General features: G+C 70.5%; 14 protein-coding genes. 12 read left to right on the forward strand and 2 right to left on the reverse strand.

Going from position 1 to position 15,258, the window contains the following annotated elements; translation table 11 throughout:
• Positions 1-215: 215 nt before the first annotated feature.
• The 7 genes from OU415_RS04615 to OU415_RS04645 all read left to right on the forward strand — a co-directional run bounded on the left by OU415_RS04615 (position 216) and on the right by OU415_RS04645 (position 8,187).
• Entirely contained in the window at positions 216-1,484 is a 1,269-nt protein-coding gene (locus OU415_RS04615) for a beta-ketoacyl-[acyl-carrier-protein] synthase family protein (protein ID WP_270947276.1), read from the forward strand.
• Entirely contained in the window at positions 1,481-2,695 is a 1,215-nt protein-coding gene (locus OU415_RS04620; protein ID WP_270947277.1) for a ketosynthase chain-length factor, read from the forward strand. The genes OU415_RS04615 and OU415_RS04620 overlap by 4 nt, the downstream gene beginning before the upstream one ends.
• A 29-nt stretch (positions 2,696-2,724) precedes the next feature.
• Entirely contained in the window at positions 2,725-2,982 is a 258-nt protein-coding gene (locus OU415_RS04625) for an acyl carrier protein (protein ID WP_270947278.1), read from the forward strand.
• 26 nt (positions 2,983-3,008) lie between these two features.
• Positions 3,009-3,953, forward strand: coding sequence for an aromatase/cyclase (locus tag OU415_RS04630; RefSeq protein WP_270947279.1), 945 nt, complete (start codon positions 3,009-3,011; stop codon positions 3,951-3,953).
• Complete coding sequence (locus OU415_RS04635) at positions 3,950-4,864, forward strand: MBL fold metallo-hydrolase (protein ID WP_270947280.1); 915 nt, start codon at positions 3,950-3,952, stop codon at positions 4,862-4,864. Before OU415_RS04630 ends, OU415_RS04635 begins: the two co-directional genes overlap by 4 nt.
• A gap of 25 nt (positions 4,865-4,889) precedes the next feature.
• Positions 4,890-6,554: an acetyl-CoA carboxylase carboxyltransferase subunit alpha gene (locus OU415_RS04640; RefSeq protein ID WP_270947281.1), complete on the forward strand. Its 1,665-nt coding sequence runs from the start codon at positions 4,890-4,892 to the stop codon at positions 6,552-6,554.
• Between the two features lie 280 nt (positions 6,555-6,834).
• Complete coding sequence (locus OU415_RS04645; RefSeq protein ID WP_270947282.1) at positions 6,835-8,187, forward strand: acetyl-CoA carboxylase biotin carboxylase subunit; 1,353 nt, start codon at positions 6,835-6,837, stop codon at positions 8,185-8,187.
• 42 nt (positions 8,188-8,229) lie between these two features.
• Here OU415_RS04645 and rfbB read toward each other — a convergent pair whose 3' ends face one another.
• On the reverse strand, positions 8,230-9,198 hold the full coding sequence (gene rfbB / locus OU415_RS04650; RefSeq protein WP_270947283.1) for a dTDP-glucose 4,6-dehydratase: 969 nt from the start codon (positions 9,196-9,198) through the stop codon (positions 8,230-8,232).
• Between the two features lie 200 nt (positions 9,199-9,398).
• On the opposite strand from rfbB, the gene OU415_RS04655 reads away from it, so the two are divergent.
• The 4 genes from OU415_RS04655 to rfbH all read left to right on the forward strand — a co-directional run bounded on the left by OU415_RS04655 (position 9,399) and on the right by rfbH (position 13,849).
• Complete coding sequence (locus OU415_RS04655) at positions 9,399-10,721, forward strand: NDP-hexose 2,3-dehydratase family protein (protein WP_270947284.1); 1,323 nt, start codon at positions 9,399-9,401, stop codon at positions 10,719-10,721.
• A 253-nt stretch (positions 10,722-10,974) separates the two neighbouring features.
• Positions 10,975-11,478 carry a flavin reductase family protein gene (locus OU415_RS04660; protein ID WP_270947285.1) on the forward strand — a complete coding sequence of 168 codons (504 nt, stop codon included), beginning with the start codon at positions 10,975-10,977 and terminating at the stop codon, positions 11,476-11,478.
• 29 nt (positions 11,479-11,507) lie between these two features.
• Positions 11,508-12,479: a Gfo/Idh/MocA family protein gene (locus tag OU415_RS04665; RefSeq protein WP_270947286.1), complete on the forward strand. Its 972-nt coding sequence runs from the start codon at positions 11,508-11,510 to the stop codon at positions 12,477-12,479.
• A 68-nt stretch (positions 12,480-12,547) separates the two neighbouring features.
• Positions 12,548-13,849 (forward strand): lipopolysaccharide biosynthesis protein RfbH, encoded by a 1,302-nt coding sequence (gene rfbH / locus OU415_RS04670; protein WP_270947287.1) that lies wholly within the window; start codon positions 12,548-12,550, stop codon positions 13,847-13,849.
• 114 nt (positions 13,850-13,963) lie between these two features.
• Here the strand turns inward: rfbH and OU415_RS04675 are convergent, their stop codons facing one another.
• Positions 13,964-14,839 (reverse strand): AfsR/SARP family transcriptional regulator, encoded by an 876-nt coding sequence (locus OU415_RS04675; RefSeq protein WP_270947288.1) that lies wholly within the window; start codon positions 14,837-14,839, stop codon positions 13,964-13,966.
• A gap of 23 nt (positions 14,840-14,862) precedes the next feature.
• Here OU415_RS04675 and OU415_RS04680 point away from each other — a divergent pair, with 23 nt between their 5' ends.
• Entirely contained in the window at positions 14,863-15,231 is a 369-nt protein-coding gene (locus OU415_RS04680) for a hypothetical protein (protein ID WP_270947289.1), read from the forward strand.
• Positions 15,232-15,258 lie beyond the last annotated feature (27 nt).

The raw sequence follows: 15,258 nt of genomic DNA on the forward strand, positions 1-15,258 counted from the left end.
TCCATTGCTCGTCTGCGGTGCACTGTCGACGCAGCGTGGCGCGGCGTCGTCGAGACCGTCTCGAGCGCGCGTGGAGAGCCGCCGGAATCCCGGTTTTCCCCTTCCTGTCAAGGAAATCCGGTGCCCGCGCCGGAGGTGCAATCCACCTTCGAGTCCGGTTCGAGGCCCCGGCTGCACTGTTCGAGACCGAACCGGTACGGACTGGGAGGTGTCGGGTGGCACGGCGTGTGGTGATCACCGGTGTCGGGGTGCGCGCCCCCGGCGGGCTCGGTGCGAAGAACTTCTGGGAACTGCTGACGTCGGGGCGGACGGCCACCCGGCGGATCAGCTTCTTCGATCCGTCCCCCTACCGCTCCCAGATCGCGGCCGAGTGCGACTTCGACGCGGAGCACGAAGGGCTGTCGCCGCGCGAGATCCGCCGCATGGACCGCGCCGCCCAGTTCGCCGTGGTGTGCGCCCGGGACGCGGTCGCCGACAGCGGGCTGGAGTTCGAGCGGGTCGCGCCGGAGCGGATCGGGGTGAGCCTGGGCAGCGCGGTAGCCGCGGCGACCAGCCTGGAGCAGGAGTACCTGGTGCTCTCCGACGCGGGCCGGGAGTGGCGGGTCGACCCGGCCTACCTGTCGGCGCACATGTTCGACTACCTCTCGCCCGGCGTGATGCCGGCCGAGGTGGCGTGGACCGTCGGTGCCGAAGGGCCGGTCGCGATGGTGTCGGACGGCTGCACGTCCGGGCTGGACTCGCTCAGCCACGCCTGCGACCTCATCGCCGAAGGCACCACCGACGTGATGGTCGCCGGCGCGGCCGACACCCCGATCACGCCGATCGTGGTGTCCTGCTTCGACGCGATCAAGGCGACCACCCCGCGCAACGACGACCCGGAGCACGCCTCGCGGCCGTTCGACAACTCCCGCAACGGATTCGTGCTCGCTGAAGGCGCGGCGCTGTTCGTGCTGGAGGAGCTGGAGCACGCCCGGGCCCGCGGGGCGCACGTCTACGCCGAGATCTCCGGGTACGCGACGCGGCTCAACGCCTACCACATGACGGGCCTGAAGGCCGACGGCCGCGAGATGGCCGAAGCGATCCGGGTGGCGGTGGACCGGGCGCGGATCGATCCGAGCGCCATCGACTACATCAACGCGCACGGCTCCGGCACCAAGCAGAACGACCGCCACGAGACCGCAGCGTTCAAGCGCAGCCTGGGCGAGCACGCCTACCGGACCCCGGTCAGCTCGATCAAGTCGATGGTCGGGCACTCCCTCGGCGCGATCGGATCGATCGAGGTCGCGGCGTGCGCGCTGGCCATCGAGCACGGCGTCGTGCCGCCGACGGCGAACCTGCGCGAAGCCGACCCCGAATGCGACCTGGACTACGTGCCGCTGGTCGCCCGCGAGCAGCAGGTGGACACCGTGCTCAGCGTCGGCAGCGGGTTCGGTGGTTTCCAGAGCGCGATGGTGCTGCGCCGATTGGGAGGGACGAACTCATGAGCACGTGGGTGACCGGCATGGGAGTGGTCGCGCCGAACGGACTCGGCGTCGACGACTACTGGGCGGCGACGGTGAAGGGGCGCCACGGGATCAGCAGGCTCAGCCGGTTCGACCCGACCGGCTACCCGGCGCAGCTGGCGGGCCAGGTGCTGGACTTCGAGGCCGCCGACCACCTGCCGAAGCGGCTGCTGCCGCAGACCGACGTCTCGACCCGGTTCGCGATCGCGGCGGCGGACTGGGCGCTGGCGGACGCGGGCGTGGACCCCGCGGAGCTGGCCGAGTACGGCACCGGCGTGATCACCTCGAACGCCACCGGTGGTTTCGAGTTCACCCACCGGGAGTTCCAGAAGCTGTGGGCGCAGGGCCCCGAGTTCGTCAGCGTCTACGAGTCGTTCGCCTGGTTCTACGCGGTGAACACCGGCCAGATCTCGATCCGGCACGGGCTGCGGGGCCCGGGGGCGGTGCTGGTCGCGGAGCAGGCCGGCGGTCTGGACGCGGTCGGGCACGCGCGGCGCGCGGTTCGCGGCGGAACGCCGATGGTGGTCACCGGGGGTGTCGACTCGTCCTTCGACCCGTGGGGCTGGGTCTCGCACCTGGCCAGCGGCCGGATCAGCACGGCCACCGATCCGCAGCGGGCGTACCTGCCGTTCGACGTGGCGGCCAACGGCTACGTGCCGGGCGAGGGCGGGGCGATCCTCCTCCTCGAGGACGCGGGATCGGCCCGTTCGCGCGGTGCCACCGGCTACGGCGAGGTCCTCGGCTACGCCGCGACCTTCGATCCCGCGCCGAGATCCGAGCGGCCGCCCGCGCTGCGGCGGGCGATCGAGCTGGCGCTGGCCGACGCCGGTCTGCGGCCGGACCAGGTCGACGTCGTGTTCGCCGACGCCTCGGGCGTCGCCGAGCTGGACGCGATCGAGGCCGAGGCGATCCGCGGTGCGTTCGGCCCGCACGCGGTCCCGGTGACCGCGCCGAAGACGCTGACCGGGCGCCTCTACTCCGGTGGCGGCCCGCTCGACCTGGTGGCCGCGCTGCTGACCATCCGCGACGGCGTGATCCCGCCGATCGCGCACACCGCCGAACCGGTGCCCGACCACCAGCTCGACCTGGTCACCGCAGCCCCCAGGTACCAGCAGGTCGAGACGGCGCTGGTGCTAGCGCGAGGCAAGTGGGGCTTCAACTCGGCCATCGTCGTCCGAAGCATCGATTCCTGAACCAGGACAACAGGATTGGGGAGTTCACCATGGGCAAGATGACCATCGACGACCTGCGCCGCATCCTCGTGGAGTGCGCGGGCGAGGACGAGGCCACCGAGCTCGGCGCCGACGCCATCGACACCGACTTCGACGACCTCGGCTACGACTCGCTGGCGCTGATGGAGACCGCGGCGCGCATCCGGCAGGAGCTGGGCGTGGTCATCCCGGACGACCAGGTCGTCGAACTGCGCACGCCCCGCCAGGTGCTGGACGCGGTGAACGGCGCCGCCGTCGAGACCGCCTGAACCGCTCACCGAACCAGGAGGTCGTGATGCCAGCACTGCACCGGACCGAACACCGGCTCGTCGTCTCGGCACCCGCGGATCAGCTGTACGCCCTGGTCGCGGACGTGACCCGGTGGCCGGCGGTGTTCGAGCCGAACCTGCACGTGCACCACCTCGAGCGCGGCGACCGCCACGAGCGGTTCCGGTTGTGGGCGCTGCTCAACGGCACCGTCAAGAGCTGGACCTCGCGCCGGGAGCTCGACCCGGTGCGGCGGACGGTGTCCTTCGAGCAGGAGGTCAGCCAGCCGCCGGTGGCCTCGATGGGCGGGCAGTGGCGGCTCGACGCGCTGCCCGACGGGCGCACCGAAGTCGTGCTGCTGCACCACTTCAGCGCGGTCGGCGACGACCCGGACACCGTCGACTGGATCAACCGGGCGGTGGACGGCAACAGCGAGAAGGAGCTCGCCGCGCTGCGCACGGTGGCCGAACGCGCCGACGACATCGACGACGTGGTCTTCTCGTTCGAGGACTCGGTCCGCTCCACCGGAAGTGCCGACGACTGCTACGAGTTCGTCGACCGCGCCGACCTGTGGGCGCAGCGCCTGCCGCACGTGCAGGCGGTGTCGCTGCGGGAGGACGAACCGGGCGTCCAGGAGCTGTCGATGGACACCGTCACCGAAGGCGGCGCGACCCACACCACCCGCTCCTACCGGATCTGCGCGAGCGGGGAGTGGATCGCCTACAAGCAGGTCGTGCTGCCCGCGCTGCTGTCCGGCCACAGTGGACTCTGGACGTTCCGGGAGGACGCCGGCACCACGACGGTCACCGCGCGGCACACCGTCTCGATCAGGACGGAGGCGGTCGAGGAAGTCCTGGGGGCGGGCAGCACGCTGGCCGATGCTCGGCGGTTCGTCCGCTCGGCGCTGGGGAACAACAGCCTCACGACGCTCAAGCACACGAGCGAGTTCGCCGCCGGGAAGGGCGATCGGTGAACGCCGCGCCCGAACCGAAGCTGGTCGAGATCGCCGACGGCGTCTACGCCCACACCCAGCCCAACGGCGGCTGGTGCCTGAACAACTCGGGCCTGATCGCGGGGCGCGACGGGGTCGTGGTCGTGGACACCGCCGCCACCGAGCGCCGGGCGCTGCTCCTGCGGGATGCCGTGGACGGGCTCGGGGCCGGTGAGCACCGCACGATCGTCAACACCCACCACCACGGCGATCACGTGTTCGGCAACTTCGCCTTCGGCCCGGCGGCGACCATCATCGCGCACGAGCGGGCACGGGTGGAGATCGCCGAGACCGGCCTCGGGCTGACGCAGCTGTGGCCGGACGTGGAGTGGGGTGACGTCCGGCTCGTGCTGCCCACCGTGACCTTCCGGGACCGGATGACCCTGCACGTCGACGACCGCGTGGTGGAGCTGCACCACGTCGGCCCGGCGCACACCACCAACGACGTGGTGGCCTGGCTGCCTGCGGACCGGGTGCTGTTCGCCGGGGACGTCCTGCTGAACGGCTGCACGCCGTTCAACCTGATGGGCTCGATCGCCGGCAGCCTGCAGGCGCTCGACCGGCTGCGCGGGCTCGGCGCGGAGGTCGTCGTCGGCGGGCACGGCGAGGTGTGCGGGCCCGAGGTCATCGACCGGACCGAGGCCTACCTGCGCTGGGTCCAGCAGGTCGCGGCGACCGGTCACGCCGAGGGCCTGTCCCCGCTGGAGCTGGCCCGGCGGACCGGGCTGGGCGACTACGCCGACCTGCTCGATCCCGAACGGCTCGTCGGCAACCTGCACCGCGCCTACGCCGAGCTCGACGGGGGAGAGCTCGGAAGACCGCTGGACGTGGTGCGCATCTTCGGCGAGATGATCGAGTTCAACGACGGCCAGCTGCCCACCTGCCTGGCGTGACGCGGCGCGCGGAGGAGATCTGAGCATGACCCAGACCATCGGGCAGGCCGAGTGGGTGCTGTGCGAGCGCTGCACGACACCGGTCTACGGCAAGCGCTGGGACGCGAACCTGCGGGTGTGCGTCGAGTGCGGGCAGCACGGGAGGCTGACCGCGTGGCAGCGGCTGCGCCAGCTCGCCGATCCGGAGGAGCTGGAACCGCTGGAGCTGCCGGTCGTCGGCGCGGATCCGCTGGAGTTCGTCGACAGCCGGCCGTACCCGGCCCGGCTGGCCGACGCGCGCCGCCGGACCGGGCTGGACGAAGCGGTGGTGTGCGCGCGGATCCACGTGCACGGCGCTCCCGCGATCGCCGCGGTGATGGACTTCGGCTTCCTCGGCGGGAGCCTCGGCAGCGACGTCGGCGAGATGATCACGCGCGCGGCCGAGCAGGCGCTCGCCGAGCGGGTTCCGCTGCTGCTGGTCACCGCCTCCGGCGGCGCGCGCATGCAGGAGGGCGCGTTGTCGCTGATGCAGATGGCCAGGACGAGCGCGGCGCTGGCGCGCTTGGACCGGGCCGGGGTCCTGACCATCAGCCTGGTCACCGACCCGACCTTCGGCGGGGTCGCCGCCTCGTTCGCGACCTCGACCGACGTGGTGATCGCCGAACCGGCGGCCCGGCTGGGCTTCGCCGGGCGGCGGGTCGTCGAGCAGACCATCCGCCAGCAGCTGCCGCCCGACTTCCAGACCGTCGAACTGCTCGCCGAGAAGGGGTTCGTGGACCTCGTGGTCGCCCGCGGGAGGCTGCGCCACGAGCTGGGCAGGCTCCTCCGCGTGGCCGAATCCGCGAGCAGCACCGGGGAATCGGTACGCGCGGAAATCCTGCGCGATCCGGATCAGCTGCCCGAAACCGATGCGTGGCAGCAGGTCCGCGACGCCCGCGACCTGGACCGGCCGACGGCGCTGGACTACTTCGCGCTCGCCTTCGAGGACTTCCAGGAACTGCGCGGAGACCGGGTCGGCGGGGACTGCCCGGCGGTGGTCGCCGGCACCGCCTGGCTCGGCGGGCGGCCGGTGGTGGTGATCGGCCAGCAGAAGGGCCACACCCCGGCGGAGCTGACCGAGCGCAACTTCGGCATGCCGAGCCCGGCCGGGTACCGCAAGGCAGCGCGGATGATGCGCCTGGCGGACAAGCTCGGCCTGCCCGTCGTCACACTCGTCGACACCCCGGGCGCGTACCCGGGCGCCGAGGCCGAGGAACGGGGACAGGCGTTCGCCATCGCCGAGAACCTCAAGCTGATGGCCGGTTTGCGGGTGCCGGTGGTCTCCGCGGTCATCGGCGAGGGCGGCAGCGGTGGTGCGCTGGGCATCGCGGTGGCCAACCGGATCCTGATGTTCTCCAGCGCGACGTACTCGGTCATCAGCCCGGAAGGCTGCGCGGCGATCCTCTGGAAGGACCCGGCGGCCGCGCCGAAGGCCGCCGCCGCGCTCGGCATCACGGCGCGCGATCTGCTGCGCCTCGGGGTCGTAGACGGCGTGATCCCCGAACCGGACGGCGGAACCGGCGCCGATCCGGTGCTGGCCGCGCGGCGGCTGCGCGACGCGCTGTGCGCCGGCCTGGACGACTTCGCGGGTCAGGACGGCGACGAGCTGGTGGAACACCGCTACCGGAGGTTCCGGCGACTCGGCCCGCTGACGCCCCCGGACGCCGGATGAGCGTTCAACCTCAATGAGGTTTTCCATCCTCGTTTTGCTCGGCGGTGCCGGTAGCGGAACCTCAGCGCCCGCCTGGACTACGGGTGCCCGACTTTATGTATGCCAATACACGGCAGTCGGGCCGTCCTCGCCAGGCGAACGCTGAGAACCCGCGGCGGTGCAAGCGCCGAGGGTGGGCTATGCGCCTGCGGCGCATGCGACCCTCACCGCGCGGTGCCGGGCATGCCTCGCAGTCGCAGACCAGACAGGATGAAAAAGGCCCAATGGATCGGAGAGCGCGATGTTCGAGAAGGTACTGGTCGCCAACCGGGGCGAGATCGCGCTGCGCGTCATCCGCAGCTGCGACGAACTGGGCATCCGCACCGTCGCCGTGCACTCCACAGTGGACCGCGATTCGGCCCCGGTGCGCGCCGCGGACGAGTCGGTGCAGATCGGTCCGCCGTCGCCGACCCGCAGCTACCTCAACGCGGCGGCGGTGCTGGAAGCCGCAGCGCGCACGGGTGCCGAAGCGATCCACCCCGGCTACGGCTTCCTGTCCGAGGACGCCTTCTTCGCCGATGCCTGCGAGAACGCCGGGATCACGCTGATCGGCCCGCCCGCCGCGGTGATGGCGCGCCTCGGGGACAAGACGTCGGCGCGGGCGACCATGGTGCAGGCGGGGCTTCCGCTGCTGCCGGGCAGCGTCGACCCGCTCGCCCCCGAAGACGCGCTGGAACTCGCGAACAGCATCGGATATCCGGTCATCGTCAAGGCGGCGGCCGGTGGTGGCGGGCGCGGGATGCGGATCGTCCGCCGCGGCGAGGACTTCGCCGAGGCCTACCGGCAGACGCAGGCCACCGCGCAGCTGCTGTTCGGCGACGGCCGGGTCTACGTGGAGAAGTACCTGGAACGGGCGCGGCACGTCGAGGTCCAGGTGCTGGCCGACGGCCACGGCCGCGTGATCCACCTCGGCGAGCGGGACTGCACGATGCAGCGCAGGCACCAGAAGTTGGTGGAGGAGACGCCGGCGCCGCGCCTGCCCGACGGCCTCGCCGAGCGCATCTGCGCCGCAGCCGTCACCGGTGCCCGGGCTGCGGGCTACGTCGGTGCCGGCACGTTCGAGTTCCTGGTCCAGGACGGCGACTTCTACTTCATGGAGGTCAACTGCCGGATCCAGGTCGAGCACCCGGTCACCGAGGTGGTCACCGGCATCGACCTGGTCCGCGAGCAGATCAGGATCGCGGCCGGCCACGCGCTGGAGCTCGGCCAGGACGAGGTGGAGCGCCGCGGTGTGGCCATCGAGTGCCGCATCAACGCCGAGGACCCGGCGGCCGACTTCATGCCGACACCCGGGCTGCTGCGCGAATTCGTCCCGTCCGGCGGGCCGTTCGTCCGCGTGGACACCCACGCGCACGCCGGTTACGAGGTGCCGCCCAACTACGACTCGCTGCTGGCGAAGCTCGTGGTGTGGGGCCGTGACCGGGAGGAGGCCATCGGCCGGATGCGCCGGGCCATCGGGGAGTTCCGGATCGAGGGCGACCGGGTGCGCACGACCGGCGACTTCCTGCGCCGGATCATCGACGACGAACGCTTCCGCAAGGCCGAGCACACCACCCGCCTCGCCGAAGAGCTCGCCCGAGCGGCGACCAGCTGAGCGCAGAGCCCCTCCGATCCCGCGATCGGAGGGGCTCTGGGCTCAGCGGTTCTCGTTGCTGGACCAGTGATCCGGATTCGCCCGGTACCACTCGACGACCTGGGCCAAGCCCTCCTCGAAGTTCCAGCGCGGGGCGAATCCGAGCTCGGCGCGGATCTTCGAGTCGTCGATCGAGTAGCGCAGGTCGTGCCCCTTGCGGTCCTCGACGTGGTGCAGCAGGCTCCGGTCGGCGCCGCACAGCTCCAGCAGCTTCTCGGTGATCTGCAGGTTCGTGCGCTCGGTTCCCCCGCCGACGTTGTAGATCTCGCCGGCCCGGCCCTTGGTGAGCACGAGGTGGATGGCGGTGCAGTGGTCCTTCACGTGCAGCCACTCCCGCACGTTGCGGCCGTCGCCGTACAGCGGGACGGGCCTTCCCCTGAGCAGGTTCGTGGTGAACAGCGGGATCAGCTTCTCGACGTGCTGGTACGGGCCGTAGTTGTTGCTGCACCGCGTGATCCGCACGTCCAGCCCGTGGGTCCGCCAGTAGGAGCGCGCGATCAGGTCGCTGCCCGCCTTGGACGCCGCGTACGGCGAGTTCGGCAGCAGCGGCTCCTCCTCGGTCCACGAACCCCGCGGGATGGAGCCGTACACCTCGTCGGTGGAGACGTGCACGACGGTCCGGACCCCGGAGTGCAGGCAGCAGTCCAGCAGCGTCTGGGTGCCGAGCACGTTGGTGCGCACGAAATCCGCTGCCGCGGTCAACGACCTGTCCACATGGGACTCGGCGGCGAAGTGGACGACCGCGTCGTGGCCGGGCAAGGTGCGCAGGAGCAGCTCCTGATCGCAGACGTCGCCCCGCACGAAGGTCAGCCGCGGGTCGCCCATCGGCAGGTTCGCCGTGCTCCCCGCGTAGGTCAGCTTGTCGACGACGGTCACCCCGGCGCCTTCGCAGCCGGGGTGGTCGTCGGCCAGCACGGACCGGACGTACTGGGAACCGATGAAACCCGCCCCGCCGGTGACGAGGATCTTCATTGTCCGCCCCTTTCCAGGCATGGCGCTCGCTGCCAGGCGGATGCTGCCGGGTTCGGATCGAGACCCGGTGGAGCTCGTGCCGTCCACCGTCCCTCGAGCGGGACTTCCGCTCGCTTCGAGCGCGGTGCCGCACCCTCGGTGCAGTCCTGGCGCAGGAGAGGGACCGATCGGAATGAAGCGAACCTGAGCAGGGAGGCACCGTGTTCCGGGATATCTCGGCGTTCCACGACTGGTTCGCCGACCGCAGCCGGGCGAACGCCTACCGCGTCGCCCGCACCCCGCTGGACCAGCTCGACGGATGGCACTTCGACGCCGAGACCAACCTCGTGCACCGCAGCGGGCGGTTCTACTCCATCGAGGGGCTGGAGGTCGTCACCGACCACCGCGAGGTGGAGTCCTGGACGCAACCGATCATCCGGCAACCGGAGATCGGCATCCTCGGCATCCTGGTCAAGGAGTTCGACGGCGTTCCGCACTGCCTGATGCAGGCGAAGATGGAACCCGGCAACATCAACATGATCCAGCTCTCGCCGACGGTGCAGGCGACCCGGAGCAACTACATGCGGGTCCACCAGGGCAACGCGGTGCCGTACCTGGAGTACTTCGTCGCCCCGCGCCGGGGCCGGGTGGTCTTCGACGCGCTGCAGTCCGAGCAGGGCTCCTGGTTCCTCAACAAGCGCAACCGGAACATGATCGTCGAGGTCGCCGACGAGGTCGAGCTGCTCGAGGACTTCCGCTGGCTGACCTTCGACCAGCTCGGCGAACTGCTGCGCGAGGACAACCTGGTGAACATGGACTCCCGGACCGTGCTGTCCGGGCTCCCGTTCCTGTCCTGGCCCGGTGGTTCTCCCGGTCTGGACGGCCGGGCCGCCCACCCCGCCGAGGAACTGCTGAGCTGGTTCACCGAAGCCCGCTCCCGGTACCGGCTGGACCGGCGGGTGCTGCCGCTGGCGCAGGTGGGCGGCTGGGTCCGCGACGCCGAGGTGATCCGCCACGAGAGCAACCGGTACTTCACCGTGGTCGGCGTCGACGTGCAGGCCAGCAACCGCGAGGTGTCGAGCTGGTCGCAGCCGATGATCAAGCCCAGCGACCGGGGGGTCATCGCGTTCCTGAGCCGCTGGATCGACGGCGTCTTCCACGTTCTGGTGCAGGCCCGCACCGAGGCCGGCACCTCCGACGTCGTCGAGATGTCGCCCACGGTCAACTGCATCCCGTCGAACTACCGCGGCTCACCGGTCGCCCAGCGGCCCCGCTACCTCGACCAGGTCCTGATGGCACCGGCCTCGTCGGTGCTGCTCGACGTGGTGCACTCGGAGGAGGGCGGCCGGTTCTACCACGCGGAGAACCGCTACCTCGTGGTCGAAACCGACGAGGCGTTCCCGCCCGAGGTGCCCGAGGACTTCGTCTGGATGACCCCGGAGCAGCTGGTCGGCTTCGTCCGCTACGGCAACTACGTCAACGTAGCCGCGAGATGCCTGCTCACCTGCATGAACGTGGGCCATCGAGTACCAGAACCGGTTTAGAACCTGTCTGAAGCTCTCGTTTTGCGTGGCGGTGCGGGTGGCGGAACCTCAGCGCCCGCCTGGACTCCGGGTGCCAACCCTTATGTATGCCAATACACGGCGGGTTGGCCGTCCTCGCCAGGCGAACGCTGAGAACCCGCGGCGGTGCAAGCGCCGAGGGTGGGCTAAACGCCTCCGGCGTTTCAAAGACAAGACCAGAAATCCAGGATCGAAGACCGGCCCGAGCGTGATTCGCGCGCAGAGGAGGCATCTGTTGAGTGAGCCGAACGACGGGACGCCGGTGGTCGGCGCCGACCGGCTCCGCCAGGCGATGGCCCGGTTCCCGACCGGGGTCACCATCACCACCACGCTCGACAAAGCGGGAGAGCCGCAGGGTTTCACCGCGGGCTCGCTGGTGTCGGTGTCCCTGGACCCGCCGCTGATCTCGGTGTGCGTGGCGTACGGGGCGAACTGCTACCAGGCCTTCGCCGACTGCGACTCGTTCGCGGTGAGCGTGCTGCGCCACGACCAGGGGGAGCTCGCCCGCACGTTCGCCAGCAAGGGCGCGGACAAGTTCGCCGCGGACGGGCTCACCACGAGCGCCGGTGGGCTTCCGGTCGTGGAGGGAGCGGTGGTCGCCCTGGAGTGCGACGTCCACGGCCGGCACGCCGCTGGTGATCACGTGATCCTGGTCGGCCTCGTGCGCGCGGTGGACCTCGCCGACGGGGACCAGCTGCTGTTCGCCGACCGGCTCTTCTCGCGGCTGAGCCGGTCGTGACCGCACCCCGCCGGACCGAGGAGGACGAAGTGCCCGTCGATCAGCCCACGATCTCCCTCGGCCTGCTCGGATGCGCCGACATCGCCACCCGGCGGTTGCTGCCCGCGTTCGCGGCGGCACCTGGTGTCCGGATCGCCGCGGTGGCCAGCCGCTCGCGGGCGAAGGCGGAACGGGTCGCCGACCTCTTCGGCGCAGAACCGGTCGAGGGCTACTCGCGCCTGCTCGACCGGGCCGACGTCGACGCCGTGTACGTCCCGCTGCCGCCCGGCTTGCACTCGGAATGGGTCGGCCGCGCGTTGCGCGCGGGCAAGCACGTGCTCTGCGAGAAACCGCTCACCACCTCCTCGCAGTCCACTGAGGACCTGCTCGCGCTGGCCCGATCACGCGGGCTCGTGCTGATGGAGAACTTCATGTTCCCGCACCACGGACAGCACGCCCGGGTGCGGGAACTGGTCGCAGGCGGAGCGATCGGGACGCTGAACGCCTTCTCCGCCGCCTTCGCGATCCCGCGCAGGCCGGACGACGACATCCGCTACCAAGCTCCGCTCGGCGGAGGTGCGCTGATCGACGTCGGCGGCTATCCGATCGCCGCAGCCGAGTTCTTCCTCGGCGGTGACCTGCGGGTCGTCGGAGCGCACCTCCGCCACGACGACGAACTCGGCGTCGACCTGGCCGGCAGCGCGCTGCTGCGCACCCCGGACGGGATCAGCGCCATGCTCACATTCGGGCTCGACCACTTCTACGGATCCCGCTACGAGCTGTGGGGCAGCGCGGGGCGGATCTCGGTCGACCACGTCTTCACCACGCCGGCCACCCACCGGCCGGTGGTGCGCATCGACCGCGCCGAGCGCGAAGAACTGGTGCTCCCGGCCGATGACCAGGTCGCCAACAGCGTCGCGGCGTTCCTGCAGGCGGTGCGGGACGGCGTGGAGCACGGCGTCGCGGCCACCCGGACCAGGGCCGCGCTGATGGCGGACGTCCGGCGGCTGGCGGCGAGCTAGGCCCAGCAGGATCCGAGCCGGTCCACCGGTGACGGCGCAGGAACACGGGAAACAGGAGGCGACAGGACATGGCTGACGACAAGACCCGGATCTTGGACCAGGTTCGCGAATACCACCGCAGCAGAGCCGGCGGCGAATTCGTCCCCGGCGTGACCCCGGTGCTGGCCTCCGGAGCCGCGCTGGACGAGGACGACCGGGTGGCGCTGGTCGAGGCGGCGCTGGAGATGCGGATCGCCGCCGGCGTCAGCTCGCGCCGCTTCGAGCGCGAGTTCGCCCGGATGTTCACCCTGCGCAAAGCGCACCTGACGAACTCGGGCTCGTCGGCGAACCTGCTCGCGCTCAGCGCCCTGACCTCGCCCCAGCTGGAGGACTCGCGCCTGGTGCCGGGCGACGAGGTGATCACCGTGGCGGCCGGGTTCCCGACCACCGTGAACCCGATCATCCACAACGGACTCGTCCCGGTCTTCGTCGACGTGGAGCTGGGCACCTACAACACCACCCCGGAACGCGTCGCCGCCGCGATCGGCCCGCGCACCAAGGCCATCATGATGGCGCACTCGCTGGGAAACCCGTTCGCGGTGGCCGAGATCGCCGAACTCGCCGAGCAGCACGGCCTGCTGCTGGTCGAGGACAACTGCGACGCGGTCGGCTCGACCTACCGGGGGCAGCTGACCGGTACGTTCGGTGACCTGGCCACGGTCAGCTTCTACCCCGCGCACCACATCACGATGGGCGAGGGCGGCTGCGTGCTCACCGACAACCTGGCGCTGGCGCGGATCGTGGAGTCGCTGCGCGACTGGGGCCGGGACTGCTGGTGCGAGCCGGGGGAGGACAACCGCTGCTTCAAGCGGTTCGACCAGCAGCTGGGCGATCTGCCGCACGGCTACGACCACAAGTACATCTTCTCCCACGTCGGCTACAACCTGAAGTCCACCGACCTGCAGGCCGCGCTGGGCCTGACCCAGCTCAGCCGCATCGAGGAGTTCGGCGACGCCCGCCGCCGCAACTGGCGGCGGATGCGCGAGGCGCTGGACGGGCTGCCCGGTCTCCTGCTGCCCGAGCCGACCCCGGACAGCGACCCCAGCTGGTTCGGATTCGTCCTCACCGTCCTGCCCGACGCCACCTACGACCGCCGGGACCTGGTGGCCTTCCTGGAATCCCGCCGGATCGCCACCCGCCGCTTCTTCGGCGGCAACCTGGTCCGCCACCCGGCCTACCGGGACCACGAGTACCGGATCGCCGGTGAGCTCACCAACAGCGATCTCATCACCGAGCACACCTTCTGGGTCGGCGTCTACCCGGGCCTGACCGAGGAGATGATCGAGTACAGCATCGACTCGATCAGAGAGTTCGTCCTCAAGAACTCCTGACCCGTTGAGGGTTTCCATCCTCGTTTAATTGAAACTGCTGCGCTCGCGCGCTGATGTTGATGAGGACTTCGCCCACCGGTTCGGGCCGGTGGGCGAAGTCCTCTTCGGACTCGTTCAGCCGGTGGCCGACGAGCCGGGGACCGTCGCGGTCAGGACCTGGTAGTGCAGCTTCTGGATCTGCTGCGAGGGATCCAGGCCGAGCTCCCGGTCCAGATTGGTCCGCAGGCGGTGGTAGACGTCCAGGGCGTCGCTGCGGCGTCCGCTGCGTTCCAGCGCGAGGATGAGCTGGGAGTGGAGCCACTCGTCGAACGGGTGCGTCGCGGTCAGCGAGCGAAGCTCGCCCAGCAGCTCGCGGTGCATCCCCAGCTCCATCTCGGCCTGGATCCGCAGGTGCAGGGTGGTCATCTGGTGCTCGGTGAGCTCGGCGACGTAGGCCGACAGGCACGGGCCGAGGTTGACGTTGGCCAGCGGTCCCCCGGACCACATGGCCAGCGCCGCCCGCAGGTCGGTCACCGCCTCGGCGTGCCGGCCGTGCTCGAGGTGGTCCCGGCCGGAGCGGCTGAGCCGCTCGAAGCGGGCCAGGTCCACCTGGTCGTCGCGGATCCGGAGGGTGTAGCCGGGGGAGCGGGTGGCCACCATCTGCTGGCCGTCGGCGGCCAGCCGTTCGCGTTCGATCAGCTTGCGCAGGTGGTAGATGTAGGTCTGGATCGTGGTCAGCGCGCTGGGCGGTGGGTTCTCGCCCCAGAGCTCCTGGATCAGCGAGTCGGTGTAGACGACCTTGTTGGCCCGGAGCAGCAGCAGTGCGAGCACCTGGCGCACCTTCGGCGCGCTGGGCGTGCATTCGCGGTCGCCGTCGACGACTTCCAGCGGGCCCAGCACCTTGAACTGGGCGAGCTCGGGGTGACCGGCGTGCGGTGAACGTCCGCCCGGACCGGTGATCGCGGTGCGGTGGACTTCGAGGGTTGACCTTCCGGCATCAAATTGCGGCACTGTTCGTCCCCAGTTTCCGGTGAGTGAAGAACTCCGACATCGTGGCGGGGCCTCTCGTCGCCCGGGGCACCTTCTCCGGGCGTGCTTCGGTGAGCTGGTGGCAGGCCGAAGCCATAACGAGAAAATGTTTCGGGTTTCAATTCAATGAGAGGGAGATGCCGGGTTGCTCGACGCTGAACGCCCAGCTCGATATTCGTTTCGTCGGTGCCCGCAATTGTGGCAACCGCGTGGTGCCGGTTGCGTGTCGAGCGGGTTTCGGCCGCGGTCAACGTGCGTTCGGCTGGCCGTCGGAAACGCCTGCCCACTCCGACGAGCACGGCACTGCGGCGCCGGGCGGGCTCGGGGGTCGCAGGTCTCCCGATGCCGTTCGGCGCGGTTCGGGGGACGTGTGACCAGTGCGTGCTCCTGCTTCGGGAGCG

The organism is Saccharopolyspora oryzae (genome assembly GCF_027853915.1).
Taxonomy (GTDB): domain Bacteria; phylum Actinomycetota; class Actinomycetes; order Mycobacteriales; family Pseudonocardiaceae; genus Saccharopolyspora; species Saccharopolyspora oryzae.